This window comes from Methylocystis sp. ATCC 49242, from assembly GCF_000188155.2.
In the GTDB taxonomy this organism is placed as follows: Bacteria; Pseudomonadota; Alphaproteobacteria; order Rhizobiales; family Beijerinckiaceae; genus Methylocystis.
In genome coordinates this window covers 456744-480619 of record NZ_KE124774.1, presented here as the reverse complement: position 1 = coordinate 480619, position 23876 = coordinate 456744, and the positions used below count along the sequence as shown (strand labels likewise).

Sequence of the window (23876 nt, the reverse complement as noted above, 5' to 3'; positions counted from 1 at the left end):
GTGATCGCCTCGCGGCCAACCCGGCCGCCGAATAGCGTTACGATTGACGATGACCGCGCTGTTGCGGTCGCCGATTCACATCAAGGGCGGCCGAGGCTCGATCCCGAGCCTCGCCGCAACGCCCTGCGATGAATCCAGCACATCCGCGAGCGTATAGCGATCCAGCACGCCGAAAAGCGCGCCGAGAGATTCGTTGAAAACACGCTGGAGCCCGCATGCGCCGAAGATGACGCAGCCCTTCTGCCCCGCCCCCAGGCATTCCGACTCCGCAAATTCCGGCTCGAGTTTGCGCAAAAGTTCGCCGATCGTCACCTGCGCAGGCGAGATGTTGAGAGCCAATCCGCCATTTCGCCCGCGGGTCGCCCTTATGAGTTCGAGCTTCACAAGCTCGAACGCCACCTTGCGCAAATGATGTTCCGAGGCGCCGAATGCCGAGGAAATTTCAGGGATCGTCGCTCCGCGTTCCCCGGCCACGCCCAGAAAAATAAGCGTTCGAAACGCCAGATCGCTGTGTGTTGTCAGACGCATGGAAGACTTTCAGTTAATTGCCCCGCCGGAAAAGACATGCGCTTCGGGGTGAAATGGGCGAAGCCCTTCGTCGAGCTTGTTAATTGCCCCGCCGGAAAAGACATGCGCTTCGGGGACGAGAGCGGGGTTTTCGATCACAACAATTTGAAATGCTGAGGCGCGACAAGATTCGCAACTGCCGGACAACATAAAGTTGAGGACGTGACGCTGAATGTCTCCGGCCACCCCTTCCGAACTCCTCCGTTACATAAAACATGACCGCCTTGAAATATCCCCTTCTTGCAAAGATTCCACAGACGGGCTAAAAAGGAGTATCAAAAATACTTCTTTAGGAGGAGCGTCCAAATGTCCAGCCTTTATGAACGTCTCGGCGGCGAACCGGCCGTCAACGCTGCAGTCGACATCTTCTATCGCCGCGTTCTCGCCGATGGCCGCATCGCCAAGTTCTTCGAAGGCGTGGACATGGAGAAGCAGGCCGCCAAGCAGAAGGCGTTCCTCACCATGGTGTTTGGCGGACCGAACAACTACACCGGTCTCGATATGCGCAACGCCCACAAGCACCTCGTCGCCCAGGGCCTCAACGACTCGCATGTCGACGCGGTGATTGAAAACCTGAACGGCACGCTGCGCCAGCTCGGCGTTGCGGAGAAAGACGTGCAGGCGGTGGCGGCGCTCGCCAATTCCGTCCGCGACGACGTCCTGAATCGCTGACGGCCTTGTCGCTGCTGACCTACGAGGATCGCCCGGTAGCCATTGCGCCGGGCGAGACCGTTCTCGAAGCGCTGCTTCGCGCCGGAATTGACGCGCCCAGCTCCTGCCGTTCCGGCCACTGCCAGACGTGCACCCATCGCGCCATCGAGGGCGCGCCGCCACCAGAGTCGCAGGTCGGCCTCTCCGATGCGCAGAAGGCGCTCGGCTATTTTCTTCCCTGCGTCTGCGAGCTCAAGACGCCGCTCACCATTGTGAGGCCCGACGACATCGGCGCGCGCCTCGACGCAACCGTGCGCTCGATCGAACAGCTTTCGCATGACATCGTGCGGCTGCGCGTGGAGACGGACGGCTTCTCCTACCGCCCCGGCCAGTTTCTCGAATTGATCGCCGCGGACGATCTCAGGCGCCACTATTCGCTCGCCAGCCATCCCGAGGAAGACCCATTCCTCGAAATGCACATCCGCCTGCATCAGAACGGCCGCATGAGCCGGCATCTTATGGAGTCGCTCGCCCCCGGCCACAGCGTCCACGTCGCCGGCCCTTCGGGCACATGCTTTTATGAGGGCGTCGAATCCGATCAGCCGCTGGTGCTGATCGGCGCCGGCACTGGCCTCGCGCCGCTCTATGGCGTGCTACGCGACGCCCTGCGCAGCGGCCATCGCGGGCCGATCCGCCTCTATCACGGCGCGCGCGACAGCAAGGGTCTTTACCTGCACGACGATCTCGAGGCGCTGGCCGTGGCGCGCGACAATGTCGTCTACCGCCCCTGCGCGCTGGACCCCGATGCGCCGCTAGGCGGAGACGTCGCGGCGGTGGCGCTGGAGTCGGAGACCAATCTTGCTGATTCGGCCTTTTTTCTTTGTGGCGGCGAAAATCTCGTGAAGCGCCTGAAGCGCGAACTCTTCATGCGCGGCGCGAGCCTGAAAAGCATCCGTTCGGACGCCTTCACGCCAACGGGCTGATTACGGCGCGATCTCGATCACGCCGTCCACGCCCATCAAGCGGCCGAGCGCCTTCAGCCGGTTGAGCACGCGGTCGCTGGCGAGATCGGCAAAGTCCTGCGGCAACGTCAGAACCAGCGCGCCTTTGGTGAGTCGCATCGTCGTGCGCGGCAGGACGCCCGGAATGGACGCAGACACCAGATAGCCGACGCGCATCGCCGCGCCGAGCACGCGCGCGCGCAGGAAAAGCCGCGTCGTCAACAGGCTGCGAATCGTCGCGACCCCCTCGCCGCCGTCCGGCCCTTCGTGTCGCAGCACGATGGCGAGCGACAAATATGCGCGGCCAGGATGGTCGATCGACACGAACGGCCCCTGCGTCACGACATTCATCGCTCGTTGTGCGCGATATTCCGGATGCGCCCGCCAGGCGATGTCGGATAGCAGACACGCCGCATGGCGCAGCCGCTTTTCCTCGGGCGTCTCGTCGATCGCTCCCGACCGCATGAAGTCATCGGTCCAGGCGATGAGATCGTCGCCATAGCCCGGCGCCCGCGCGAATGTGGCTTCGAGTTCGCGCGAGGCCGAAAGCAGCGGATCGACGCGACGCTCCGCCTCTGGCAGTCTCTCGAACAACATGCCTTCGCGCACGCCGGCCGCAGAGATGACGATTTCACGCGGCTTGGCGCGACGTATGATCTCGTCGAGCACGATGGCGCCGTACGCCAGCAGCGGCCGGCGAGCCGTGGAGACGACGTTGATGTCGCCGATCGCCTCGCTGTCGACATGCTCGACAAGTTCGGCGAAGTCGGCGGCCTCGCTGGTCTGTATGCGATAGTTGTGCATCACGCCCAGCGGATAGTTGCGCTGACGCATGTGCAGCTTGGCGAGCGAGCGCCAGGTGCCGCCGACGGCGTAGAATGTGCGGCCCTTGAGATGTTCGAGCGGCTTGGCGTCGGCGATGGCCTTGCGCGCGATACGCGTGGCGTCGCGCGTCGAGCGGCGCGAGGCGTCCATCAGGGCCAGACCGCCGAGCGGCAGCGTGACGCCCTTGCCCAGCTGGTCGCCCTTGACGTCGATAAGTTCAAGCGAGCCGCCGCCGAGGTCGCCGACCACGCCATTGGGCTCGTGCACGGCGGAGACGACGCCAAGCGCCGAGAGCTCCGCCTCGCGCCGCCCCGAGAGCAGCGTGATGTCATTGCGTATCGCGGCGCGCGCGGCGTCGAGAAAGGCGGGGCCATTTTCCGCGTCTCGCGCGGCCGCCGTGGCGATGACCTCGATATCCCCGACGCCCATCGTATCGCAAAGCGCACGATAGCGGCGCAGCGCTTTCAGCGCCTTGTCGACGCCGTCCTCCGGCAGCCGGCCTGTCGTGACAACGCCTTTGCCGAGACCGCACATCGCCTTCTCGTTGAAGAGCGGCGTCGGCGCGCGCGACAGCGCCTGATAGACGACCAGACGCACCGAGTTGGAGCCGATGTCGACGATCGCGACCGGCGCCGCCTCGATTTTCACCGGAGCGACCGGCTCGGCGCGTGAACGAAGAAAGCCCTTGAGCATTTTTCTAACGCTTCAGCAACGAACGCGGGCGCCAGTCCTTCAGCGACTTGCCCCGGCCCGACAGGCTCGGATGAGTCATGAAATATTTATGTGCGTTGAAGCGTTCCTCGCCTTCCGGCGGCGTGATGCGTTGCGACGAGCCATCGGGCAACAGACGATAGCTCTGCTCATTGTCCATGAGATTTGCGAGCATGATCTGATCGAGCAATTGTTGATGCACGGTGGGATTGGTGATCGGCATCAGCGACTCGACGCGCCGGTCGAGATTGCGCGGCATAAGATCAGCGGAGGAGATATAAACCTGCGCGCGCGAATGCGGCAGCGGATGCCCTGCGCCGAAGGCATAGACGCGCGCGTGCTCCAGAAAGCGCCCGACGATCGATTTCACGCGAATGTTTTCCGATATCCCCTGAACGCCGGGCCGCAGACAGCATATTCCCCGCACGATGAGATCGATCGAGACGCCTTCTTTCGACGCCGCGTAAAGCGCGTCGATGATTTCGGGATCGACGAGCGCGTTGCACTTCGCCCATATCACGCCGGGCTTGCCGGCCTTCACGAAATCTATCTCCTGCTGAATATGTTCGAGCAGCTTTTTTTTCAGCGAGATCGGCGAAACAGCCATGCGTTCGAGCCCCGCAGGCTCGGCGTAGCCGGTAATGTAATTGAAGATGCGCGACACGTCCCGCCCAATCACCGGATCGGCGGTGAAGACCGAGATATCGGTGTAAATACGCGCGGTGACGGGATGATAATTGCCCGTGCCGATATGGCAGTAAGTGACGAGCCCCGAGCCCTCGCGACGCACGACCATCGACAGTTTGGCGTGCGTCTTGAGTTCGATGAAGCCGAAAACGACTTGCGCGCCCGCACGTTCGAGATCGCGCGCCCAGCGGATGTTGGCTTCCTCGTCGAAGCGCGCTTTCAGTTCGACGAGCGCAGTGACGGATTTGCCGGCTTCCGCGGCCTCGGCCAGAGCGCGCACGATCGGGCTGTTATTCGAGGTGCGATAGAGCGTCTGCTTGATCGCGATGACATTCGGATCACGCGCCGCCTGCTGAAGAAACTGCACGACGACGTCGAACGACTCATATGGATGGTGAACGGCGAGATCCTTCTGCTTGATCGCCTGAAACAGGTCGCCGCCATTGTCACGCACGCGTTCCGGAAAGCGCGGATTATATGGCTTGAACTTCAGATCGGGCCGATCGAGCGCGACGAGTTCGGAGAGATCGTTGAGCGCCAGCATGCCGTCGATCTCGAAAATCTCGTTCGGCCCCACATCGAGTTCGTCGGCGACAAGCGCGCGCAGCGTCTCCGGCATGTCGGCGGCGACCTCGAGACGGATCACCGACCCGCGGCGACGCCGCTTCAGCGCGGTCTCGAAGAGCAGCACGAGGTCTTCGGCTTCCTCCTCGACTTCGAGGTCGCTGTCGCGGATGACACGGAAGAGCCCCTGCCCGCGCAACAGATAGCCCGGAAAGAGGCGCTGCGCGTTCATCGCTATCAGCGTTTCGAGCAACATGTAACGCTCGCGCGCGCCGCCCGCGCTCGGCAGATGCACGAAACGTTCGACCTTCGGGGGCAAACGCACCAGCGCCTGAAGCGTCTTGCGGTCGCCGGGCCGGATCAGCTCCAGCGCGAGTGTAAATCCGAGATTGGGGATGAAGGGAAAGGGATGCGCCGGATCGACGGCGAGCGGCGTCAGCACCGGGAATATGCGATTGAGGAAGTGCTCCTCCAGCCACTCGCGATCCGCCTTCGAGACGTCGGCCGGCTCCACTATGGCGATGCCGACTTCTTCGATTTCACGCCGCAGCTCACGCCAGCGGCGCAATTGCTCATTGGTGAGCCGCGCGGCGCGCTCGGTGATCTTGGCGAGCTGCTCGGCGGGAGTCAGCCCGTCCTGCGAAAGAGCGGTCATGCCGGAGCGTATCTGGCCGCGAAGGCCCGCGACGCGCACCATGAAGAATTCGTCGAGATTGTTCGCTGAGATGGACAGGAAGCGGAGCTGTTCGAGCAACGGATGGTTGCGGTTCGACGCCTCCTCCAGAACGCGGCGATTGAATTCGAGCCAGGACAATTCGCGATTGATGAAGCGCAATGGGGACGTCGCGAGTTCTTCGGGATGCTCCAGAATTTCGCCCGCAGGATCCATGACTTCGATATTGGCGACCACTACTTCAGCCTCGCTGCGCTCGGGTTTGCTTCGTGTGTTTGTCGACATGCCGCTGTCCCGCCTTTTGAGTCATCATGCCATATCGGCGCCCACGGCGGCAGGCGGAAGTTGCGCCTGCGGCTATTCTTCGCTTCCCGCCGCATGGTCGGAAAAGCGCTCCATCACCTCGGCCGCCAGCGCCCGGGTTATCGGCCGACGTCGCGCCAGCGCCTCGCGGTCGAGCGCCGCGACAAGGGCGCGGGCGGCGTCGAGAGAGCGCTCCAGCCGCAGCGACACATAGGCCAAGGCGGGCTCATCTACTATCAACTGCCTGTCCCGAAAGAGCTTTTCAAGCACCGCGCGCATCAGTTCATCGTCCGGCGCGCCGATCTCCACCACAGGCGCGCGACGAAGGCGTGACAATAGGTCGGGGAGCCGCACGTCCTCCGGGCGCGGCCGGCGGCTGGCGCTCATCAGAAGGAAAACGCGATGCTCGACAGCGAAGTTGAGCAGGTGGAACAGCGCCGTCTCGTCCCTCACGCGGTCGACGTCGTCGATCACGATCGCCGCCGGCGCCGCCGCGTTGAGCGCCTCCAGCGTCGGCAAGGTCACGGGGTCGACGCGCAAGGCCCCGGCGCTTTCGGCCCAGATGGCGAGCAAATGGCTCTTGCCGCTGCCCGGCGGACCGATCAGCGAAAGGATGCGGTCCGGCCAGTCCGGCCAGCGCTCGACCATGGCGAGCGCCGCCCGATTGCAGGCGGCGGGAAGGAAATCATCACGACCGAAGCGCGGTTCAACGGGCAGCTCCAGCGGAAGCTGCGCCGGACCGCGGGCGCCGGCGACCATCCCGCCTAGGCCCTGTCGTGCGCGTAGGACCGCTCGCGATAGAGCGCGCTCGCGCGGTAGCGGCGGGCCAGGAAGCGCATGATGGCGCCGAGCGCCGCCGCCGTCGGCACCGCGATGATCAGACCCGTGAAGCCGAACAGGGCGCCGAAGGCGAGCAAGGCGAACATGATCCACACCGGGTGCAGGCCGACCGAGGCGCCGACGAGACGCGGCGAAAGCACATAGCCGTCCATGATGAGGCCGGTCGTGACGATCGCCACCGCCTCGATCGGCAGATTGATGTGCGGCCACGCCTGAACGATCGAGATGATGATGGAGAACACGAAGGCGGTGATCGAGCCGACATACGGGATGAAGCTGAGGATGCCCGCGATAACGCCGATCAGGAATCCGAAGTTCAGCCCGATCGCCGACAGGCCCACCGCATACCACACGCCGAGGAAGAGGCAGACGAGCGACTGGCCGCGCACGAAACCCGCCAGCGCACGGTCGATGTCGCGCGCCAGCATCCGCACGTCGTCGCGATGGCGCGGCGGAATGAGATCGTCGATGATCTCGACCATGTGGTCCCAGTCGAGCAGCATGTAAAAGGCCACGACCGGCGTGATGACGATGAGAGACACCACATTGATCAGCGCGTAGCCGCGCCACACGAGCGACTTCAGGAAATCTCCGATCAACGCGGCGCCCTGACTGGCGAGATCATTGAAATATTTTTGCGCGTCGAAAGAGGCGCCGGCCGCTCCCAACCCGTATTTCTGAAGCCACTCGTTGATATATTCGCTGGTGAAACTCGAGCTCCATTCAGTGACGAGCCCATGCAGGGTCTGCAAATAGCCCGGCAGCGCGGTGATGAAGCCGGCCAACTGGTGCGACAGGATTGGCAGCAGGATGATGAGCGCCGTGACGACGAAGGCGATGAATCCCGCAAGCAGGATCAACGCTGCGCCGAGCCGTGAGACGCCCCAGCGCTGCATGCGGTCGGCGACGGGATCGAGCAGATAGCCGAGCGCCGTACCGGCGACGAAAGGCGCAAGCACGGGGCTGAGGAAATAGAGAATTGCGGCGAGCCCGACGAATGAGAGGCCCCAGAGCATGAGTTGCCGCTCCAGACTGAGGCCCGCCCATTTGACAGCCCGGACCTCCGGACCGTTGGCCGTCGCCCCCTCGGCCGGAGCGTCGACCGGGGGCATATGCGCCGCTTCACCCGCGCCGTGACGGCCGCTCGCCGCCAGGTCCACCTGCTTCGCCATCTTTCACGGCCTCATGTGCTGGAACCACAGCCACAGATAGACAGCGGTTGAAGCAACGGTCAATGCGGCGACGAGCCCGACAAGCCCCGCATCCAACAGAAAGAATTGCTCTCCGAAGGCCTTGCCCGCGAGAACGACGCCCGCAAGCGCGAGTTGCGCCGCCGTGGTGGCCTTGGAGGCGAGGTGCGGCTGCACCTTCACCGGCCGCGACATCAGCCAGGAGATCACGACCGCGCCAATGATCATCACGTCCCGTGACACCACCATGATCGTCAGCCAGGACGGCAACACCCCGAGAATGGCGAGCGACACATAGATCGAGACGATCAGCGCCTTGTCCGCGATGGGATCCAGTATCGCGCCGAGTTCCGACTGAAGGCGGAAGGTCCGCGCGAGCCAGCCGTCGAGCGCGTCCGACGCCGCCGCCGTTGCGAAGATCGCGAAGGCCATCCGCCAATTTTCGTCGACGATGAAGGAAATTGCGGCAGGCGTAAGCACCAGCCGGGCGATGGTGATGAAATTGGGTAAGGAAGCAAACCAGTTGAAAGCCATATCCGCTATGTGGGGCGGCGGAGGCCCGTCACAATCCTCGCCGCCGCCCCGCGCGCATGGCGAGCGCAGAGAGCCCCAACGCCATGGCCACGAGCCCGAGCAGCAGCGTGGAAATCGCGTTGATCTGCGGCGACACGCCGAGCCGCACCTGCGAATAGATGCGCATCGGCAATGTCGTCGCGCCCGGACCGGCGGCAAAGCTCGCGATGACGAGATCGTCGAGCGAGAGGGTGAACGCCAGGAGAAAGGCGCTAGCGACCGCCGGAGCGATCTGCGGCAATGCGACGAGGATGAAAGCCTTGACCGGCGTCGCGCCGAGATCCATCGCCGCCTCCTCCAGCGTCGGATCACAGCCGCGCAGCGCGGCGAGAATGGCGACCGTGGTGAAGCACATGGTGAAGGTCACATGGCCGATGACGAGAGTCGTAAAGCCGCGGCCGACGCCGAGGGCGACGAAACATGTCAGAAGCGCGAGGCCCAGCACCACCTCCGGCAACACCAGCGGCGCGTGAATCGCGCCGAAGAACAGCATACGCGAGCGAAAGGCGCCGAAACGCGCGAGAGCTATCGCTGCCAGCAGGCCAAGAAATGTTGCGACCGCCGCGGACAATGTTGCCGCTGCGAGGCTGACTTTGGCAGAGTCGATGAGCCGATCATTTTCGAGCAGCGCCACATACCACTTCGTCGAGAAACCGCCCCAGACCGAGACGAGCCGCGAGGCGTTGAAGCTCATGACCGCCAGTATGACGATCGGCGCGTAAAGGAAAACAAAGCCCGCGAGAAGAACCGAGCGACGCGCGAGACGGGAGGCCGTCGCCGTCATTGGCTCTCCCCCTCTTCCTTCAGCCGCGCGCGCTCCCACAGCAGCAACGGGATGATCAGCAGGCTGACGAGCACGATGGCGGCGGCTGACGCAGCCGGCCAGTCGTGATTGGCGAAGAAGTCGTTCCAGAGGGTGCGGCCTATCATCAGCGTGTCGGAGCCGCCGAGAAGATCGGGAATGACGAATTCTCCCACAGCGGGAATGAAAACGAGAAGCGCGCCGGCGATGACGCCGTCCCGCGAGAGCGGCAGGGTGACGCGCAGAAACACTTGCGCGGGCGAAGCGCCGAGATCGGCCGCCGCTTCGCGCAATGTCGCGTCCTGCTGCTCCAGCGCCGCATAAATCGGGAGCAGCATGAAGGGCAGATACGAATATACGATGCCAACGACGACGGCGCCGCGCGTGGCGAACATCTCGATCGGCGCATTGATCAAGCCTAGCGCGATCAGCGCATTGTTGATGAGGCCCTCATCTTTCAGGAGCGCGATCCATGCGTAGACCCGGATGAGGAAACTCGTCCAGAAAGGCGCCACGGCAAGGCCGATGAGAAAAGGCCGCCAGCGCTGCGCAGAGCGCGCCATGGCGAGCGCGAAAGGATAGGCGACGAGCAGCGTGACGAATGTCGCAATGGCGGCGATCGTCAGCGACGAAAGATAGGAGTCGAGATAGAGACTGTCTGTCGCGAGGGCGCGGTAGGAGTCGAGCGTGAAAGTCTGCGCCTTCGCCCACATTGCAGCGATACTGTCGGAGGGCGAAAAAGTCGGTTCATAGGGCGGCCGCGCCAGCACCGAATTTGACAAGGAGATTTTCGCAATCAGCAACATCGGCGCGAGAAAAAAGGCCGCGATCCAGACATATGGCGCCGCGAGCGCCAGCCGCTGACTGACGGAAAGCTTGCGGCGCACGCTCATGCCTCCTCCCCGAAAAGAACGCCGGCGTCGGGCGCGATCTGGAGCAGAACCACATCGCCGATCGCATAGCGCGCCTCATGCGCCAGGACGCGCAGCACGACGTCGGGCGCGAGGCGCACACGCAACAGCGTATTTTCCCCGCGAAACACGAAATCCTCGACGACGCCAGAAACGCCCTCGCCTTCGCGCGAGACGGCAATGCGTTCGGGCCGAAGGCTGAGAGTCGCGCGCGCGTCCTCCGCCAGCGGGCAATGATCGCGCGCGAGATTTCCGAAGGACGTGACGAGACGGGCGCCGCCGTCGCGCGCGATCCGCCCGTCGATGAAATTCGTCTCTCCGACGAAGCCCGCGACGAAGCGGGTCGCTGGCCGCTCGTATATGTCGACCGGCGAGGCGATCTGCTCCACCCTGCCCGCGCGCATCACCGCGATTCGGTCGCCGAGCGCCAGCGCCTCGTCCTGATCATGGGTGACGATGACGAAACTCGTGTTCGTCCTGCGCTGGATTTCCTTGAGCTGGAACTGGGTCTCCTCGCGCAGCTTGCGATCGAGGGCGCCGAGCGGCTCATCCAGCAGCAGGAGCTTCGGGCGCGGCGCCAGCGCGCGCGCGAGCGCCACCCGCTGTCTTTGTCCGCCGGAAAGCGCATTGATTTTACGCGATCCGTAAGGCGTCAGCTGCGTCATCTCCAGTAGTTCATTCACACGCGCGCGGATCGCCTCCTGCGCCTCGCCCTTGCGACGCAGGCCGAAGGCCACGTTCTCGAAAACGTCGAGATGCGGAAAGAGCGCATAGGACTGGAACATCATGTTCACAGGCCGCCGGTAGGGCGGCACGCCCGCAAGATCGTCGCCGTTCAGCGTGAGACGGCCGCTGTCCGGCGTCTCGAACCCGGCGATGCAGCGCATGAGCGTCGTCTTGCCGCAGCCAGACGGCCCGAGCAGGGCGAAAAATTCACCGGGGCCGACGTCGAGCGACACATCATCGAGGGCGACGACGGCGCCGAATCTCTTCGTCGCATTGGCGACGGCGAGCAGCGGCGCGCTCAACCGCGCGCCTCCTCGCGGACAAATTCCGCCCGCCAATGGCGGACCATGTCGCCCTGCGCGGCGATGTCCTCGAGTGACGCGATCCGTAATCCGTCAATTGCGAGCGCCTCGATCTGCGCGCGCGTCAGCGGCCATGGCGGTCCGTCGATGCGTTGCGCCTCGTCACGCGCGCGGGCGATCACGAGCAGCGCGCCTCCCGGGGCGACAAAGGACGCCAGCGACCGCGCCGCGTCGGGCAGCAGCCTGTCCGGCAACGCCTGCAATGTGTAAAGTTCGTGCACGAGATCGAAGGCGCCGCGCCATTCCGGCGGCGCCTCGAAGAGATCGGCGACGCGATAATCGACCGCGCTTTGCGGAAAGCGCCGGCGCGCCCATTCCACGGCGCGCGGAACGAGATCGAAGGCAGTCACGCGCGCGCCGGCGGCCGCCAGCGCCTCGGCGTTGTCGCCGAGCCCGCAGCCGACGTCGAGCGCGCGAAGACCCGCGAGCGAACGCCCATCCAGCCATTGCGCGAGCAACCGGTGCGGCGCCAGCCCCGCCCATGGCACGGCGGCCGGATCGTCGCCCGCGAGTTCGTAAACCGCCTCGAACCATTCGACGCGTTTGGGATCGGCGGCGACGCCGCCTTCGCGCTTGTGGGGATCGATCGCGTCGAGCTTTTCTCGCGCCCTCGCGCGGCGGTCGGCGAAATCGTCGCTCATGCTTTTGGCTCCCGCGCCTTCACGATCCATCGGCCGTTCTCGTCCTGCTGCTGATAGACGAGCGTATGACCGGCGTCGCGCAGTTCCTTCCATTGCGCGCGGGCGCCTGCAAGCTCGGCTTCATCCTCGCCGGAGAAGAGCAGCACGGCGCGTTCGCGCGGGGCGGCGTCGCTCTGGAGCACGGGCGCGATATGCGCTCCCTCGACAAAAAAGCGCACATCGGCGCCGTTGGGATTGTCGGCCGCGCATGTGAGATAGATCGGCTGCGTCTGCGGCGAAGCGTCGGCCTTCGTCCCGTGCGGCAGGAAGCTCTCCGGCCTGTAGGACCACAAATACTGGTCGAGCCGCCGCAAGCGCGCCTCGCTCGCCGCCTGGATAACGACGCGCCAGCCTCGCGCCAGAGACTTTTCCAGCAGCACCGGCAGCGTCTGCTCGAGCGTGCTGTTCGTGTGATGGTAGAAGGCGATTTCGGGCATCTTACGAACAGAGCTCGGGCGAGATGGCGGTCGCCGGCCGATAGCCATGGCGAAAAACTTCAATGATCGGCGCGGGAGTCAGCACGGTGACCAAACACGTCTTTTGCGCCGTTTTCGGCGCGCCGTACCCCGTAAGCGACCAGGGAAAAAGCGCCTCTCCCCACTTGAGCACTGGCGCGTTCGCATCTTCCGGTAGGGTTAGAAATACGCCATCAGGCAGGTCGGCGAGCGGCATCGAGCGTGTAATTTGATTGCCATGCGCATCGATACGCGCTGCTTCAAGCGCGGTGTCCATGTCGTCGGCGGATGGCGCCTTCGGTAACACAAATGCGGCGCGCCAGCAGTTTTGAAAAAGCCTGTAATGTGAATTGCGGCATTGCGAACACGGTCGATGACCCGCGGCGAAGGCCGTCGCCTCATCGGCGAAAAACAATGGCGTGTAGTGACCTGGCTTGTCAAAGGGCACACGCCAGCCCGTATCATTCGACAGCGAGCAGGCGATCCAACGCCGATTGCCGCTTTTCCGCTTTCGGATGATCCGACCGTCTATGTCGTGCAGATCGCCCCGGTTGCCCATAAGCGCCGCCCCTCGCGGGCCGAGGACAAGTTCGCCGAAAGGGGTAACGCGATTCCGTCGCGACCCCAGCGACGCTGCCTGTTCCCCACCAGCATCGCCCGCCATCGCCGCCCTCACCCCTCGTAATAATCGCGTACCAGCCGGTCGAGCAGGCGCACGCCCCAGCCGGCGCCCCAGCTCTGGTTGATGTCGCTCGCGGGCGAGCCCATGCCGGTGCCGGCGATGTCGAGATGCGCCCAGGGGGTCTTGCCGACGAAGCGCTTCAGGAATTGCGCGGCGGTGATGGAGCCCGCGTGGCGCCCGCCGGTGTTCTTCATGTCGGCGAATTTCGAATCGATCAACTTGTCGTATGCCGGCCCCATCGGGAAGCGCCACAGCTTCTCGCCCGTCGCGGTCCCGGCCTTGGTCAGCCGGTCAGCAAGCTCGTCATTGTTGGAGAAGAGGCCGCCATATTCCTGCCCCAGCGCGACCAGAATCGCGCCGGTCAGCGTCGCAAGATCGACGATCGCCGCGGGTTTGTGCTTTTCGATGACATAGGTCAGCGCGTCGGCGAGCACGAGGCGGCCTTCGGCATCCGTATTGATGACCTCGATGGTCTGGCCGGACATGGACCTGACAATGTCGCCCGGCCGCTGCGCCTTCCCGTCGGGCATGTTCTCGACGAGACCCAGAACGCCGACGACATTGGCCTTGGCCTTGCGGGCGGCGATGGCGTGCAGCGCGCCGGTGACGGCGGCGGCGCCGGCCATGTCGCCCTTCATATCCTCCATCGAGGCGGCCGGCTTGATCGAGATGCCGCCGGTGTCGAAAACCACGCCCTTGCCCACGAAGGCGATCGGCGCCGCATCCGCCGCGCCGCCGTTCCAGCGCAGCACCACGAGGCGGCTCTCGTTCTCCGAGCCCTGCCCGACGCCGAGAAGCGCCCGCATGCCGAGTTCCGCCATGGTCTTCTCGTCGAGGATCTCGACCTCCACGCCGAGCTTCATCAACTCGGAGGCGCGACGGGCGAATTCAGCGGGAGACAGGACGTTGGCCGGCTCGTTGACCAGCGTGCGGGCGAGCACCACGGCCTCGGCCGTGTGGGAGGCCTCGGCGATCAGCGGGCGCGCGGCAGCCGCGTCGGAGACGGCGAGATGCGCCTCGGTCGGACCCTCCTTGTCGGAATCGTCCTTCTTCTTCGTCTTGTACTGGTCGAATTTGTAGGCGCGCAGCCAGCCGCCGAGCGCGAACTGGGCCGCCGCGGCGGCGGCGTCCGCCGGCGTCTCCGGCAGGTCGAAGAGAATGACCGCGCTGGCTCCCTGCCCGACCTTCGCCGCCGTCTGGCCGCCGAGGTTCAGGAAGTCCTCGAATTTGGCCTGCTTTTCGGCCTTTTCCTCGCCCTCGTCGGCGCTGGCGACGCCGACGCCCATGATGACGAGGCGGCTCGCCGGCGCACCGATGGGCGCCAGAATCTCCAGTGACGAGCCGGACTTGCCCTTGAACTTCGCGGCGGCCGCGGCGCGGGCGATCTGCGCCTGGGCGTCCTTCAGCAGCGTCCTGACGCGCTCCGCCATGGCCAGCTCGGAGCCGGCAAAGACCACCAGGGTGCGGGGACGCTCGGCGTCCTCGGGCGTGCGCAGCAGCGCCTCCGCCTCGTCGAAGGTCTGGACCTCATATTTGGCGTTGAGAGTCATGGCTGCCTCGTGGAAAGGAGATTGGGCGCCCGCCGGGCGCGTCGGGATGTTGGTCGCGCAATATCCCGCCGACGGGGCCGGGTCAAATGGCGCCGCCAAATCGCCGCGATCGGGACGCAGAGAGAGTGGCGTGGCGCAAAAGCAACGCTCGCAATATGAATGTGTTGGGAGCGCCCGCGGCGGTCGGCCGGCGCTTGCCACGGCGCGGCGGAGCGTCTAGCCATCGTAGTCAACGCGCCCCGTCGGCGCATGGTTCAAGGGAAAGGATGGCGCCCGGCCGATGGCGACGAAGACGCGAAACTGCGCTCCGAACCTTCCGGCGAGCCGTCTCGCGACGCTTCCGATTCCCGGCGCCGGCGCGGAGGCCCTCGCATGATCGGGGTCACCATCACCCGCTATTTCGCCTGGCGCTTCATGCGCACCATACTGGCGATCTTCTTCACGATCTTTTGCCTGATGTTCGTCGTCGTCTTCGTCGAGATGCTGCGGCGGGCGAGCGACAATCCACAGGCCGGCGCGGGGATGGTGGCGCTGATGACCGCCATGAAGGTTCCCGCCGCGGCGGAGATGATTCTGCCTTTCGCCGTGCTCTTCGGCTCGATGGCGACCTTCGTCGACCTCACCCGCAAGCTCGAGCTGATCGTGGCGCGCGCGGCCGGCATGTCGGTGTGGCAGTTCATCACGCCGCCCGTGCTGACCGCCCTGCTCATCGGGGTGTTTTCAGTCGCTGTTTACAATCCCCTTTCCGCCTCCATGAAGCAGCGCTCCGACCAGATGGAGCTGGAGCTTTTCGGGGTGCCGGGGAGCCTGCGCATCGACCATGGCGTCTGGCTTCGCCAGCACGGCGTCGACGGCCTCGCCGTGATGCACGCCATGGGAACCGCCAAAGGCGGGACGGAGCTGACCTTCGTCAGCGTCAACATATATTCGCCGAACGGCGGGTTTCTGGAGCGCGTCGAAGCCCAGAGCGCCCGGCTCGAACCCGGCGTCTGGGTGCTGAACGGAGCCATCGTGAGCGCGCCGGGCGAACCCGCCCGGCCGGTGGCTTCCTATATGCTCGCGACCGACCTCACCCCCGAGCAGGCCGCCGCGGCCACCACTCCGCCGCAGGGCACGCCCTTCTGGGAGCTGCCGGAAATGACCGCCCGCACGACCGAGGCCGGCCTCGACTCTACCGGCTACAGGTTGCAATTCCAGACGCTTCTGGCGCGTCCACTACTTCTCGTCGCCATGGTTCTCGTAGCCGCTAGTTTTTCATTAAGATTCTTTCGATTTGGCGGCGTGGCCAAAACCCTTTCGGGTGGCGTGGCGGCAGGCTTCGTGCTTTATATCGTTACCAAAGTCCTCTCGGATCTCGGCGGCGCGGGGCTCATCAGCCCGCTCGTCGCCGCATGGTCGCCTGCGCTTGTCGGGAGCATGTTGGGTACTCTCACCCTGTTGTATTCGGAGGACGGCTGATGGCTGAACGTCGCCGGCTCCGCTTCCTCTCCGCTCTCCTCGCCAGCGCCTCCACGCTCGCGGGCGCGGCCGCTCTTTTGCCGTCGCCCGCCCTCGCGGCGCCGAAGACGGGCGATGGCGCGCGCATGGTCGTCGAGGCCAAGGAGATGGTCTACGACGAAAAGAAGAACACCGTCACGGCCCGCGGCGACGTGCAGATCTATTACAAGGGCCGCCTGCTCGAGGCGGATCGGGTCGTTTACGACCGCAACACCTCGCGCGTCTTCGCCGAGGGTCACGCCAAGCTGACGGAGACGAACGGCACGATCGCCCGCGCCGAGCGATTTGACCTCACGGACGACTTCAAGCAGGGCTTCGTCGACAGTCTGCAGGTCGACACCACCGACAACACCCATTTCAGCTCGCCGCGCGCCGAGCGCTCCGGCGACACGACCACCTTCGACATGGGCACCTACACGGCCTGCGAGGCCTGTAAGGACGATCCGTCGAAGCCTCGCATGTGGCAAGTGCGCGCCAAGCGGATCATCCACGACAATGTCGAGAAGATGATCTACTACGAGGACGCGTCCTTCGAGATGCTCGGCACGCCGATCGCCTATGTGCCGTTCTGGTCGTCGCCCGATCCGTCCGTCAAACGCAAGAGCGGCTTCCTCACGCCGCAGTTCACCTATCGCTCGCAGCTCGGCATGGGCTTCGGCGTCCCCTATTTCTGGGCGATCGCGCCGGATTACGATCTGACGATCACGCCGACCGTCTTCACGCGCCAGGGCCCCTATCTGACCGGCGAATTCCGTAAGCGCTTCGACAATGGCGGCTTCACGATCCGCGCCGAAGGCACGCATGTCGGCGACCCCGGCGCCTTCGCGCAACCGCCGCTCGGCGCCGGCGACCGCAGGTGGCGCGGTTCGATCCACACTTTCGGCGACTTCGCGATCAACGACCGCTGGCGCGCGGGGTGGGACATCACGGCGCTGTCCGACCGTTATTTCCTGCAGGACTACAAGCAGTACAACTATCTGCTTCAGAACTACTTCTTCCGTGAAACGTCGTCGACGGCCTATCTGACCGGGCAAGGCCCGCGCAGCTTCTTCGACATGCGCGGCTACTACTTCCAGGGCCTGTCGCCCAACGACGTGCAGGCGCAGCAGTCCGTCGTCCATCCTGTCACGGACTACAACCGGGTTTTCGACATCGATCCGGCGAAGACGGGCGGCGTTGGCGGCCAGGTCGAACTCGACGCGAATGTGACGAGCACCTCCGCCCAGCTCGCCAATTACGAATCGATCAATCCGCGCCGCCTGGACGTCGTTTACGGCCTCTACAACGTCTGTTCGATCTATTCCCCGCTCATCGACAAGAACGGGAGCCAGTGCCTGTTGCGCGGCGTCGGCGGCGATTACCAGCACGCCACGATCAGCGCGAACTGGAAACGCAAGGCCATCGATCCGGTCGGCGGCGTATGGACGGGCTTCGCCTTCGCCCGTTTCGTCGGCAGCTATCTCGATTACGACCGTCAGGGTCTGTATCCGATCTACAGCTACGACCAGATCACCAACACCTTTTCACCGATCCCGAACGCCAATCAGGCGTTCTTCGTGAACGGGTCGGACAACCGCTTCCGCGGCCAGGCGCTGCCCGGCGTCGGCGCGGAATGGCGCTACCCGATTCTGGCGCGCAGCCCTCTCGGCAATGTCGTGTTCGAGCCGATCGTCCAGCTCGTCGCGCGTCCGAACCAGACGTCGATTCCGTCGCTGGTGAATATGGACGCGCAGAGCCTCGTCTTCGACGATTCGACCCTGTTTGAGTGGAGCAAATTCTCCGGCTACGACCGCTTCGAGACCGGCACGCGTCTGAATTACGGCGGTCAGGCGACGCTGTCGCTGGCGAACGGCGGATTCATCAACGCCATGTTCGGTCAGTCCCGCCAGATCGCCGGCAATAACTCCTACTCTACGGCGGACGCCGCTAATGTCGGCCTCAACTCCGGCCTCGACTCGCGCACTTCCGACCTCGTCGGCCGCCTCGCCTTCGCCCCCGCGTCATGGGTCAATTTTGTCGCCAAAGGCCGGTTCGACAAGGACAACATGCAGATGCGGCGGCTCGATCTTCTCGCGTCGTTCAATCTGAATCCGATCTCTGTCGACCTCCAATATGCGAATTACTCCGCGCAGCCCGCGATCGGCTTCGACGTGCGCCGACAGGGCATGTCCGCGGCGGGCCGTTACGATATCACCAAAAACTACTTCATGACCGGCTCCGTCACCTTCGACATGAGCCGCTACCTCTACAACCGGTATACTGAAAACCCGTGGCTTTATACGCAATTCACGGGCATCAACCTGACCGGCACCGCTCCGCTGTTCTCGGTGGCCGCGCTCGGAGCCGGGGTCGGATACCATGACGAGTGCACGACGCTCATGGTCAATTATTCGCAGATTTACCAGCCGCAGTCCTATACGGGCCTGCCGGCGCGCAACCAGACTGTGATGGTGAGCCTGAATTTCCGCACTCTCGGCGAAGCGCGGTTCAACTACGGCCTCGGCTCCGTTCTGGTGAACGACGGCGTGCGCACCGCCATTCCGCGCTGATCCGGCCATTTGTACAGCCACGGGGCTCAAGCTGTGTTAGAAGCGCCACCACGCACAACCGCGCTCTGACGCGACAAGGAGAACTCGATGCGCCTTCCCCTCTCTTTCGCCGGCGCTTCGCGCGCAATATTTGCCGCGAGCGTCATCGCCGGCGTGGTGTTGACGGCCCCCGCCGCGCGGGCCGCAAGCGAATTCTCCCCCGCGCAGAAAACGGTCATCGAGAAAATCGTCCACGACTACCTCGTCACCAATCCCGAGGTCATCAAGGAGGCGATCGAAGAACTGGAGAAGCGCCAGAAGGTTGCGGAGGCCGCCTCGCGCGAGAGGGCTGTCACAGAGCAGAAAGACAAGCTGTTCAACTCGCCGAACCAGGCCGTGGTCGGCAATCCGAACGGCGACGTCACGCTTGTCGAGTTCTTCGATTACAACTGCGGCTACTGCAAGCAGTCGCTTGCGACCGTCGCGAAGCTGATCGAGGGCGATCCCAAGCTGCGGGTGGTCTTGAAGGATTTCGCGATTCTCGGCCCCGACTCGGTCGAAACGGCTCAGATCGCAACCGCGGCGCGTCAGCAGCTAAGCCCCGAGAAGTTCTGGGAGTTCCACAAGAAGCTGCTCTCCACCCGCGGCCATATCGGCAAGCAGCAGGCGCTCGCCGCCGCCAAGGAAGTCGGCGCCGACATGGACCGGCTCGAAAAGGACATGGCCAAGCCCGAGACCCAGGCCGCGCTGAAGGAAGTCGTGGCGCTCGCCGAGCAGATGCGTTTCGACGGCACGCCGTCGTGGGTGGTCGGCTCCGAAGCGTTCGTCGGCGGCCTGCCCTACAACCAGATCAAGACGAAGATCGACAACGTGCGCAAATGCGGCAAGACCGCCTGCTGATGCGCTATTACAAAAAGTGCGCGCGATTTTCCCTCCGAACGCGCGACTGAATATGAAACGAGCGCGAAATTGGCGAACCCGAATTCGCCGATTTCGTTCGAAAGCCGTGTTGCGGCGGGCTTCCTTTGTGGCTGCAATAAGGCTAAGAGAAGAACCGCGTCGCGCTTTTTCAGGATGTGGGATCGTTCGAGAACGCAATGACAGTCGTCCATGTGCTCAACGGTCCCAATCTCAACCTTCTGGGCAAGCGCGAGCCGGTGATCTACGGATCGGCGACTCTCGACGACGTGCGGGCGATGTTGGAGGAACGATGCGCCGCGCGAGGCGTCTCGCTCGTCTTCAGGCAGTCGAATCACGAGGGCGATCTCGTCACCTGGGTTCAGGAGGCAGGACAATCCGGCGCGCCGATCATTCTGAACGCCGGAGCGCTCACCCACACCTCCATCGCCCTGTATGACGCGATCAAGGGCGCGAACGCGTCCGTGATCGAGGTGCATCTTTCCAACGTGCACGCCCGCGAGAGCTTCCGGCATCACTCCTATATCTCGCCGGTGGCGCGCGGAGTCATCGCGGGCTTCGGCCCGACGTCCTATTTGCTGGCCCTAGAGGCCGTTCTCGAAAACATCTGAGAAAGACCCGAGATTCCCATGGCGCGCAAAGCTCAAACGTCTCGAACCGCCTCGCGCAAGTCCCCGGCGCCGAAAGCCGCCCCGCGCATTGCGCCGGCTCCGACCGGCCCCGCGCCGGTCGTCGACCCGGAACTGCTTCGCACGATCGCGGAACTCGTCTCCAGCAGCGATCTGACTGAATTCGAGGTCGAGAAGGGCGACCTGCGCATCCGCGCCGCGCGCACGCTGATCGCGCCGCCGCCCGCAACATTGACGATCGCCGCGCCGCCGGCCGCCCAAACCTATCATGCGGCGCCGGTCGCTGCGCCAGCGGCCGCGCCGGCGGCGAAGCCTGCGCCGGCCGCCCCCGAGCCCGCCGCCGATTACGCCGACGCGGTGAAATCGCCGATGGTCGGCACTGCTTATCTCCGCCCCAACCCGGACGCCAAGCCCTTCATCGAGATCGGATCGCGCGTCGCCCTTGGCGACAAGCTGCTGCTCATCGAGGCGATGAAGACCTTCAACGACATCACTGCGCCGAAGGCGGGCGTCGTGACCGCCATTCTCGTCGAGGACGGCCAGCCGGTCGAATATGGCGAACCTCTCCTCGTGATCGAATAGGCGTCGCATGTTCGACAAGATTCTCATCGCCAACCGCGGCGAAATCGCGCTGCGCATCCTTCGCGCGGCGAAAGAGCTCGGCATCGCCACGGTCGCCGTGCACTCCACCGCCGACGCCGACGCGATGCATGTGAAGCTCGCCGACGAGTCGGTTTGCATCGGCCCGCCCGCGGCGCGCGATTCCTATCTCAACATTCCTTCCCTGCTCTCCGCCTGCGAGATCACGGGCGCTGACGCCGTTCATCCTGGCTACGGCTTTCTCTCCGAGAACGCGCGCTTCGCGGAAATCCTCGAAGAACACAACATAACCTTCATCGGCCCGAAGTCCGAGCATATCCGGCTGATGGGCGACAAGATCGAGGCCAAGGCCACGGCGAAGAAGCTCGGCATCCCCTGCGTGCCGGGTTCCGACGGCCCGGTTCGCAGCGAGAAGGAAGCGCTCAAGGTCGCCGAGAAGATCGGCTTTCCCGTTCTGGTGAAGGCGGCGTCCGGCGGCGGCGGCCGCGGCATGAAGGTCGCCCGCGATCCGCACGACCTCTCCATCGCCATAGCCACCGCGCGCACCGAGGCGAAGGCGGCCTTCGGCGATGACACGGTCTATATCGAGAAATATCTCGAAAAGCCGCGCCACATCGAGTTTCAGGTTTTCGGCGACGGCAAGGGCGAGGCGATCCATCTCGGCGAGCGTGACTGCTCGCTGCAGCGCCGTCACCAGAAGGTCTTCGAGGAAAGCCCCTCCCCCGCGCTCAACGACACGCAGCGGCGCGAGATGGGCGAGGTCTGCGCCAGGGCGATGCGCGAATTGCAATACGCCGGCGCGGGCACGATCGAGTTTCTCTTCGAGAACGGCGAGTTCTACTTCATCGAGATGAACACCCGCATTCAGGTCGAGCATCCGGTGACGGAGTCGATCACGGGCGTCGACCTCGTCTGCGAACAGATCCGCGTCGCCGCCGGCTCGCCGCTTTCGATGAAGCAGGAAGACATCTGGTTCTACGGGCACGCCATCGAATGCCGCGTGAACGCTGAGCATCCGCTGACCTTCCGACCCTCGCCCGGCCGTATCGCCTATTACCACCCGCCGGGCGGCGTCGGCGTCCGCGTGGATTCCGCCGTCTATCAGGGCTACGCGATCCCGCCGAATTACGACTCGCTCATCGGCAAGCTGATCGTGCACGGCCGCAACCGCACCGAGGCGCTGATGCGCCTGCGACGCTCGCTCGACGAATTCATCGTCGACGGCATCGACACGACGCTGCCGTTGTTCCGCACGCTCGTCCGCAATGCGGATGTTCAGAACGGCGTCTACGACATCCACTGGCTGGAGCACTTCCTCGCGACAGGCGGGATCGAGCCGGGGTTCTGAACCGCACGGCGACGGCAAGCGACCATGCCCGCCGAACGACCACAAAGGTCTTCGGCGGGGCAGCCATGACAGTTTGAGCGCCGAGGCTGCAAAAAACCGTTGATCGGCGCTATCTTTCCGTCATGTCCAAACCCGGCGCCAATAGCGCAATCACTCCGCACCTTCTGCTGCGCGCCTATTCCATCGGCCTTTTTCCGATGGCCGAAAGCGCCGAAGACGACCAGCTTTTCTGGGTCGATCCCGAGAAGCGCGCGATCTTTCCGCTCGACACTTTCATCGTCTCGCGCTCGCTGGCCAAGACGGTGCGCTCGGACAGGTTCGAGGTGACCGTCGACCGGGATTTCGACGCGGTGATCGACGCCTGCGCCGCGCCGGCGCCGGATCGCGAAAAGACCTGGATCAATGCGGAGATCCGCCGCCTCTATCGCGAATTGTTCGATATGGGCTTCGTCCATACGGTCGAATGCCGCCGCGAGGGGCGACTCGTCGGCGGCCTGTATGGCGTCTCGCTGCGCGGGGCGTTCTTCGGCGAGAGCATGTTCCACCGTGAGCGGGACGCCTCGAAAGTGGCGCTGACGCATCTTGTCGCCCGGCTCAGGGCCGGCGGCTTCCAGCTGCTCGACACGCAATTCATGACCACGCATCTCGCTTCACTCGGCGCGATCGAGATTTCTCGCGACGCCTATCACCGGGCGCTCGAGGAGGCTCTGACGGTTGTGGCCGATTTTTACGTCTGGTCTCCGGACCAGAGCGTGAGCGGCGCGCACGCGCTCGCCGCTCTCGAGGACGGCTGATCAGAAGGGCAGCAGCGGATTTCCGCCGGTCGGCTCGACAGGCGCGGCGGCAGGAGCATCGGCCGCGGGCTTCTTCCTCTTCTTTTTCCGGGCTGGCGGGGGCGCGGGCTCGGCCGGCGCCTCTCCGGGAACAGCCTCCGGCGCCGGAACGGCGGAATCGGCGGCCGCCGGCGGCTGGTCGGCGGGGCCGATCGGCTGGTTCTCCACCGGCGCGGGCGCTGCGGGCTCGACCTTGCGCGAGCGGCGCTTCTTGCCGGTTTCCGCGGCGGGAGCGGCCGCGTCGGGGGCAGCGGAAGGCTCGGCTGCGGCCGCAGCCGGTGCCGGCGCGCTCTCCTTGCCGCCCTTGCAGTCGACGAGCCACACGTCATAGACCGGATGCTCGACGCCGTGCAGGCCGGGGCTGGCCGCGAACATCCAGCCCGAGAAGATGCGCTTGGCCTCCTGCTTGCCGTCGGTCTTGGCCTGCTCGGGCTTGGCCTCCGGCCGGCCCTGACGCTCCGGTTTCAGGATCAGTTCATCGACCTCGACGAAGCTCGTGGTCTGCGGCGTCTCCGTCTGTGGGCGGGTGTTGCAAACGCGCGGCGTCACCTGCAATGCGCCGAACTGCACCGTTTCATCGATGGCGACGTCGAAATTGATGATGCGGCCCGTCGTCTTGTCGAGACCGGCGAAGGTCGCCGTCGGATGCCGAATCGGTTCGGCGACGGCGACGCCGGAAAGCGCGAAACCCGCGACGCCGAGCGCCGCGCCAAAACGAAAAGACTTGATCATCGATTCACCGCGCCACACGCGAGGGGCTGAGGAACACG

General features: G+C 64.6%; 24 protein-coding genes. 9 read left to right on the top strand and 15 right to left on the bottom strand.

Annotation, left to right across the window (positions count from 1 at the left end; translation table 11 throughout):
- Positions 1 to 75: 75 nt before the first annotated feature.
- Positions 76 to 528, bottom strand: a complete 453-nt coding sequence (locus tag MET49242_RS04215) for an Rrf2 family transcriptional regulator (RefSeq protein WP_036280924.1) — start codon at positions 526 to 528, stop codon at positions 76 to 78.
- Positions 529 to 537: 9 nt separating this feature from the next.
- Positions 538 to 753: a hypothetical protein gene (locus tag MET49242_RS24725; RefSeq protein WP_144259459.1), complete on the bottom strand. Its 216-nt coding sequence runs from the start codon at positions 751 to 753 to the stop codon at positions 538 to 540.
- A 120-nt stretch (positions 754 to 873) separates the two neighbouring features.
- Between MET49242_RS24725 and MET49242_RS04210 the strand changes: the two genes are divergently transcribed.
- Positions 874 to 1239, top strand: coding sequence for a group 1 truncated hemoglobin (locus tag MET49242_RS04210; RefSeq protein ID WP_036280922.1), 366 nt, complete (start codon positions 874 to 876; stop codon positions 1237 to 1239).
- A gap of 5 nt (positions 1240 to 1244) precedes the next feature.
- Positions 1245 to 2201, top strand: coding sequence for an FAD-binding oxidoreductase (locus MET49242_RS04205; RefSeq protein ID WP_036280920.1), 957 nt, complete (start codon positions 1245 to 1247; stop codon positions 2199 to 2201).
- Here MET49242_RS04205 and ppx read toward each other — a convergent pair whose 3' ends face one another.
- The 12 genes from ppx to MET49242_RS04145 all read right to left on the bottom strand — a co-directional run bounded on the left by ppx (position 2202) and on the right by MET49242_RS04145 (position 14753).
- Entirely contained in the window at positions 2202 to 3737 is a 1536-nt protein-coding gene (gene ppx / locus MET49242_RS04200) for an exopolyphosphatase (RefSeq protein ID WP_036280918.1), read from the bottom strand.
- 4 nt (positions 3738 to 3741) lie between these two features.
- Positions 3742 to 5964, bottom strand: a complete 2223-nt coding sequence (locus MET49242_RS04195; protein WP_036280916.1) for an RNA degradosome polyphosphate kinase — start codon at positions 5962 to 5964, stop codon at positions 3742 to 3744.
- Between the two features lie 72 nt (positions 5965 to 6036).
- Positions 6037 to 6741: a DnaA ATPase domain-containing protein gene (locus MET49242_RS04190; RefSeq protein ID WP_036280914.1), complete on the bottom strand. Its 705-nt coding sequence runs from the start codon at positions 6739 to 6741 to the stop codon at positions 6037 to 6039.
- A 5-nt stretch (positions 6742 to 6746) separates the two neighbouring features.
- Positions 6747 to 7994, bottom strand: a complete 1248-nt coding sequence (locus MET49242_RS04185; RefSeq protein ID WP_036280912.1) for an AI-2E family transporter — start codon at positions 7992 to 7994, stop codon at positions 6747 to 6749.
- A gap of 3 nt (positions 7995 to 7997) precedes the next feature.
- On the bottom strand, positions 7998 to 8546 hold the full coding sequence (locus tag MET49242_RS04180) for a CDP-alcohol phosphatidyltransferase family protein (RefSeq protein WP_036280910.1): 549 nt from the start codon (positions 8544 to 8546) through the stop codon (positions 7998 to 8000).
- A gap of 28 nt (positions 8547 to 8574) precedes the next feature.
- Positions 8575 to 9369 (bottom strand): ABC transporter permease, encoded by a 795-nt coding sequence (locus MET49242_RS04175; RefSeq protein ID WP_036280908.1) that lies wholly within the window; start codon positions 9367 to 9369, stop codon positions 8575 to 8577.
- Positions 9366 to 10280, bottom strand: coding sequence for an ABC transporter permease (locus MET49242_RS04170; protein WP_036280906.1), 915 nt, complete (start codon positions 10278 to 10280; stop codon positions 9366 to 9368). The genes MET49242_RS04175 and MET49242_RS04170 overlap by 4 nt, the downstream gene beginning before the upstream one ends.
- A complete protein-coding gene (locus MET49242_RS04165) occupies positions 10277 to 11326 on the bottom strand; it encodes an ABC transporter ATP-binding protein (RefSeq protein WP_036280904.1) in 1050 nt (349 codons plus the stop codon). The genes MET49242_RS04170 and MET49242_RS04165 overlap by 4 nt, the downstream gene beginning before the upstream one ends.
- Entirely contained in the window at positions 11323 to 12027 is a 705-nt protein-coding gene (locus MET49242_RS04160) for a bifunctional 2-polyprenyl-6-hydroxyphenol methylase/3-demethylubiquinol 3-O-methyltransferase UbiG (protein ID WP_084678873.1), read from the bottom strand. Before MET49242_RS04160 ends, MET49242_RS04165 begins: the two co-directional genes overlap by 4 nt.
- The gene (locus MET49242_RS04155; RefSeq protein WP_036286863.1) at positions 12024 to 12503 is read right to left on the bottom strand and encodes a DNA polymerase III subunit chi; all 480 of its coding nucleotides are present in this window, start codon (positions 12501 to 12503) and stop codon (positions 12024 to 12026) included. Before MET49242_RS04155 ends, MET49242_RS04160 begins: the two co-directional genes overlap by 4 nt.
- A gap of 1 nt (position 12504) precedes the next feature.
- Entirely contained in the window at positions 12505 to 13080 is a 576-nt protein-coding gene (locus tag MET49242_RS04150) for a hypothetical protein (protein WP_051133988.1), read from the bottom strand.
- A gap of 113 nt (positions 13081 to 13193) precedes the next feature.
- Positions 13194 to 14753 (bottom strand): leucyl aminopeptidase, encoded by a 1560-nt coding sequence (locus tag MET49242_RS04145; RefSeq protein WP_036280900.1) that lies wholly within the window; start codon positions 14751 to 14753, stop codon positions 13194 to 13196.
- A gap of 372 nt (positions 14754 to 15125) precedes the next feature.
- On the opposite strand from MET49242_RS04145, the gene lptG reads away from it, so the two are divergent.
- The 7 genes from lptG to aat all read left to right on the top strand — a co-directional run bounded on the left by lptG (position 15126) and on the right by aat (position 23067).
- Complete coding sequence (gene lptG, locus MET49242_RS04140; protein ID WP_036286856.1) at positions 15126 to 16211, top strand: LPS export ABC transporter permease LptG; 1086 nt, start codon at positions 15126 to 15128, stop codon at positions 16209 to 16211.
- Entirely contained in the window at positions 16211 to 18799 is a 2589-nt protein-coding gene (locus MET49242_RS04135; RefSeq protein ID WP_036280898.1) for an LPS-assembly protein LptD, read from the top strand. The genes lptG and MET49242_RS04135 overlap by 1 nt, the downstream gene beginning before the upstream one ends.
- An 87-nt stretch (positions 18800 to 18886) precedes the next feature.
- A complete protein-coding gene (locus MET49242_RS04130) occupies positions 18887 to 19678 on the top strand; it encodes a DsbA family protein (RefSeq protein WP_036280896.1) in 792 nt (263 codons plus the stop codon).
- A 197-nt stretch (positions 19679 to 19875) separates the two neighbouring features.
- The gene (gene aroQ, locus MET49242_RS04120) at positions 19876 to 20307 is read left to right on the top strand and encodes a type II 3-dehydroquinate dehydratase (protein WP_036280892.1); all 432 of its coding nucleotides are present in this window, start codon (positions 19876 to 19878) and stop codon (positions 20305 to 20307) included.
- Positions 20308 to 20325: 18 nt separating this feature from the next.
- A complete protein-coding gene (gene accB / locus MET49242_RS04115) occupies positions 20326 to 20907 on the top strand; it encodes an acetyl-CoA carboxylase biotin carboxyl carrier protein (RefSeq protein WP_084678872.1) in 582 nt (193 codons plus the stop codon).
- Positions 20908 to 20914: 7 nt separating this feature from the next.
- Entirely contained in the window at positions 20915 to 22273 is a 1359-nt protein-coding gene (gene accC, locus MET49242_RS04110) for an acetyl-CoA carboxylase biotin carboxylase subunit (RefSeq protein WP_036280890.1), read from the top strand.
- 122 nt (positions 22274 to 22395) lie between these two features.
- The gene (gene aat, locus MET49242_RS04105; RefSeq protein WP_036280888.1) at positions 22396 to 23067 is read left to right on the top strand and encodes a leucyl/phenylalanyl-tRNA--protein transferase; all 672 of its coding nucleotides are present in this window, start codon (positions 22396 to 22398) and stop codon (positions 23065 to 23067) included.
- Here aat and MET49242_RS04100 read toward each other — a convergent pair whose 3' ends face one another.
- Positions 23068 to 23838 carry a DUF2155 domain-containing protein gene (locus MET49242_RS04100; RefSeq protein ID WP_036286850.1) on the bottom strand — a complete coding sequence of 257 codons (771 nt, stop codon included), beginning with the start codon at positions 23836 to 23838 and terminating at the stop codon, positions 23068 to 23070. It lies immediately after the preceding gene.
- Between the last annotated feature and the right edge of the window lie 38 nt (positions 23839 to 23876).

What these genes read in the sequence shown, in the direction of transcription:
- MET49242_RS04215 (WP_036280924.1), bottom strand. Translation starts at nt 528, where the DNA reads ATGCGTCTGACAACACACAGCGATCTGGCGTTTCGAACGCTTATTTTT.
- MET49242_RS04210 (WP_036280922.1), top strand. Translation starts at nt 874, where the DNA reads ATGTCCAGCCTTTATGAACGTCTCGGCGGCGAACCGGCCGTCAACGCT.
- ppx (WP_036280918.1), bottom strand. Translation starts at nt 3,737, where the DNA reads ATGCTCAAGGGCTTTCTTCGTTCACGCGCCGAGCCGGTCGCTCCGGTG.
- MET49242_RS04195 (WP_036280916.1), bottom strand. Translation starts at nt 5,964, where the DNA reads ATGTCGACAAACACACGAAGCAAACCCGAGCGCAGCGAGGCTGAAGTA.
- MET49242_RS04190 (WP_036280914.1), bottom strand. Translation starts at nt 6,741, where the DNA reads ATGGTCGCCGGCGCCCGCGGTCCGGCGCAGCTTCCGCTGGAGCTGCCC.
- MET49242_RS04185 (WP_036280912.1), bottom strand. Translation starts at nt 7,994, where the DNA reads ATGGCGAAGCAGGTGGACCTGGCGGCGAGCGGCCGTCACGGCGCGGGT.
- MET49242_RS04180 (WP_036280910.1), bottom strand. Translation starts at nt 8,546, where the DNA reads ATGGCTTTCAACTGGTTTGCTTCCTTACCCAATTTCATCACCATCGCC.
- MET49242_RS04175 (WP_036280908.1), bottom strand. Translation starts at nt 9,369, where the DNA reads ATGACGGCGACGGCCTCCCGTCTCGCGCGTCGCTCGGTTCTTCTCGCG.
- MET49242_RS04170 (WP_036280906.1), bottom strand. Translation starts at nt 10,280, where the DNA reads ATGAGCGTGCGCCGCAAGCTTTCCGTCAGTCAGCGGCTGGCGCTCGCG.
- MET49242_RS04160 (WP_084678873.1), bottom strand. Translation starts at nt 12,027, where the DNA reads ATGAGCGACGATTTCGCCGACCGCCGCGCGAGGGCGCGAGAAAAGCTC.
- MET49242_RS04155 (WP_036286863.1), bottom strand. Translation starts at nt 12,503, where the DNA reads ATGCCCGAAATCGCCTTCTACCATCACACGAACAGCACGCTCGAGCAG.
- MET49242_RS04150 (WP_051133988.1), bottom strand. Translation starts at nt 13,080, where the DNA reads ATGGGCAACCGGGGCGATCTGCACGACATAGACGGTCGGATCATCCGA.
- MET49242_RS04145 (WP_036280900.1), bottom strand. Translation starts at nt 14,753, where the DNA reads ATGACTCTCAACGCCAAATATGAGGTCCAGACCTTCGACGAGGCGGAG.
- lptG (WP_036286856.1), top strand. Translation starts at nt 15,126, where the DNA reads ATGATCGGGGTCACCATCACCCGCTATTTCGCCTGGCGCTTCATGCGC.
- MET49242_RS04135 (WP_036280898.1), top strand. Translation starts at nt 16,211, where the DNA reads ATGGCTGAACGTCGCCGGCTCCGCTTCCTCTCCGCTCTCCTCGCCAGC.
- MET49242_RS04130 (WP_036280896.1), top strand. Translation starts at nt 18,887, where the DNA reads ATGCGCCTTCCCCTCTCTTTCGCCGGCGCTTCGCGCGCAATATTTGCC.
- aroQ (WP_036280892.1), top strand. Translation starts at nt 19,876, where the DNA reads ATGACAGTCGTCCATGTGCTCAACGGTCCCAATCTCAACCTTCTGGGC.
- accB (WP_084678872.1), top strand. Translation starts at nt 20,326, where the DNA reads ATGGCGCGCAAAGCTCAAACGTCTCGAACCGCCTCGCGCAAGTCCCCG.
- accC (WP_036280890.1), top strand. Translation starts at nt 20,915, where the DNA reads ATGTTCGACAAGATTCTCATCGCCAACCGCGGCGAAATCGCGCTGCGC.
- aat (WP_036280888.1), top strand. Translation starts at nt 22,396, where the DNA reads ATGTCCAAACCCGGCGCCAATAGCGCAATCACTCCGCACCTTCTGCTG.
- MET49242_RS04100 (WP_036286850.1), bottom strand. Translation starts at nt 23,838, where the DNA reads ATGATCAAGTCTTTTCGTTTTGGCGCGGCGCTCGGCGTCGCGGGTTTC.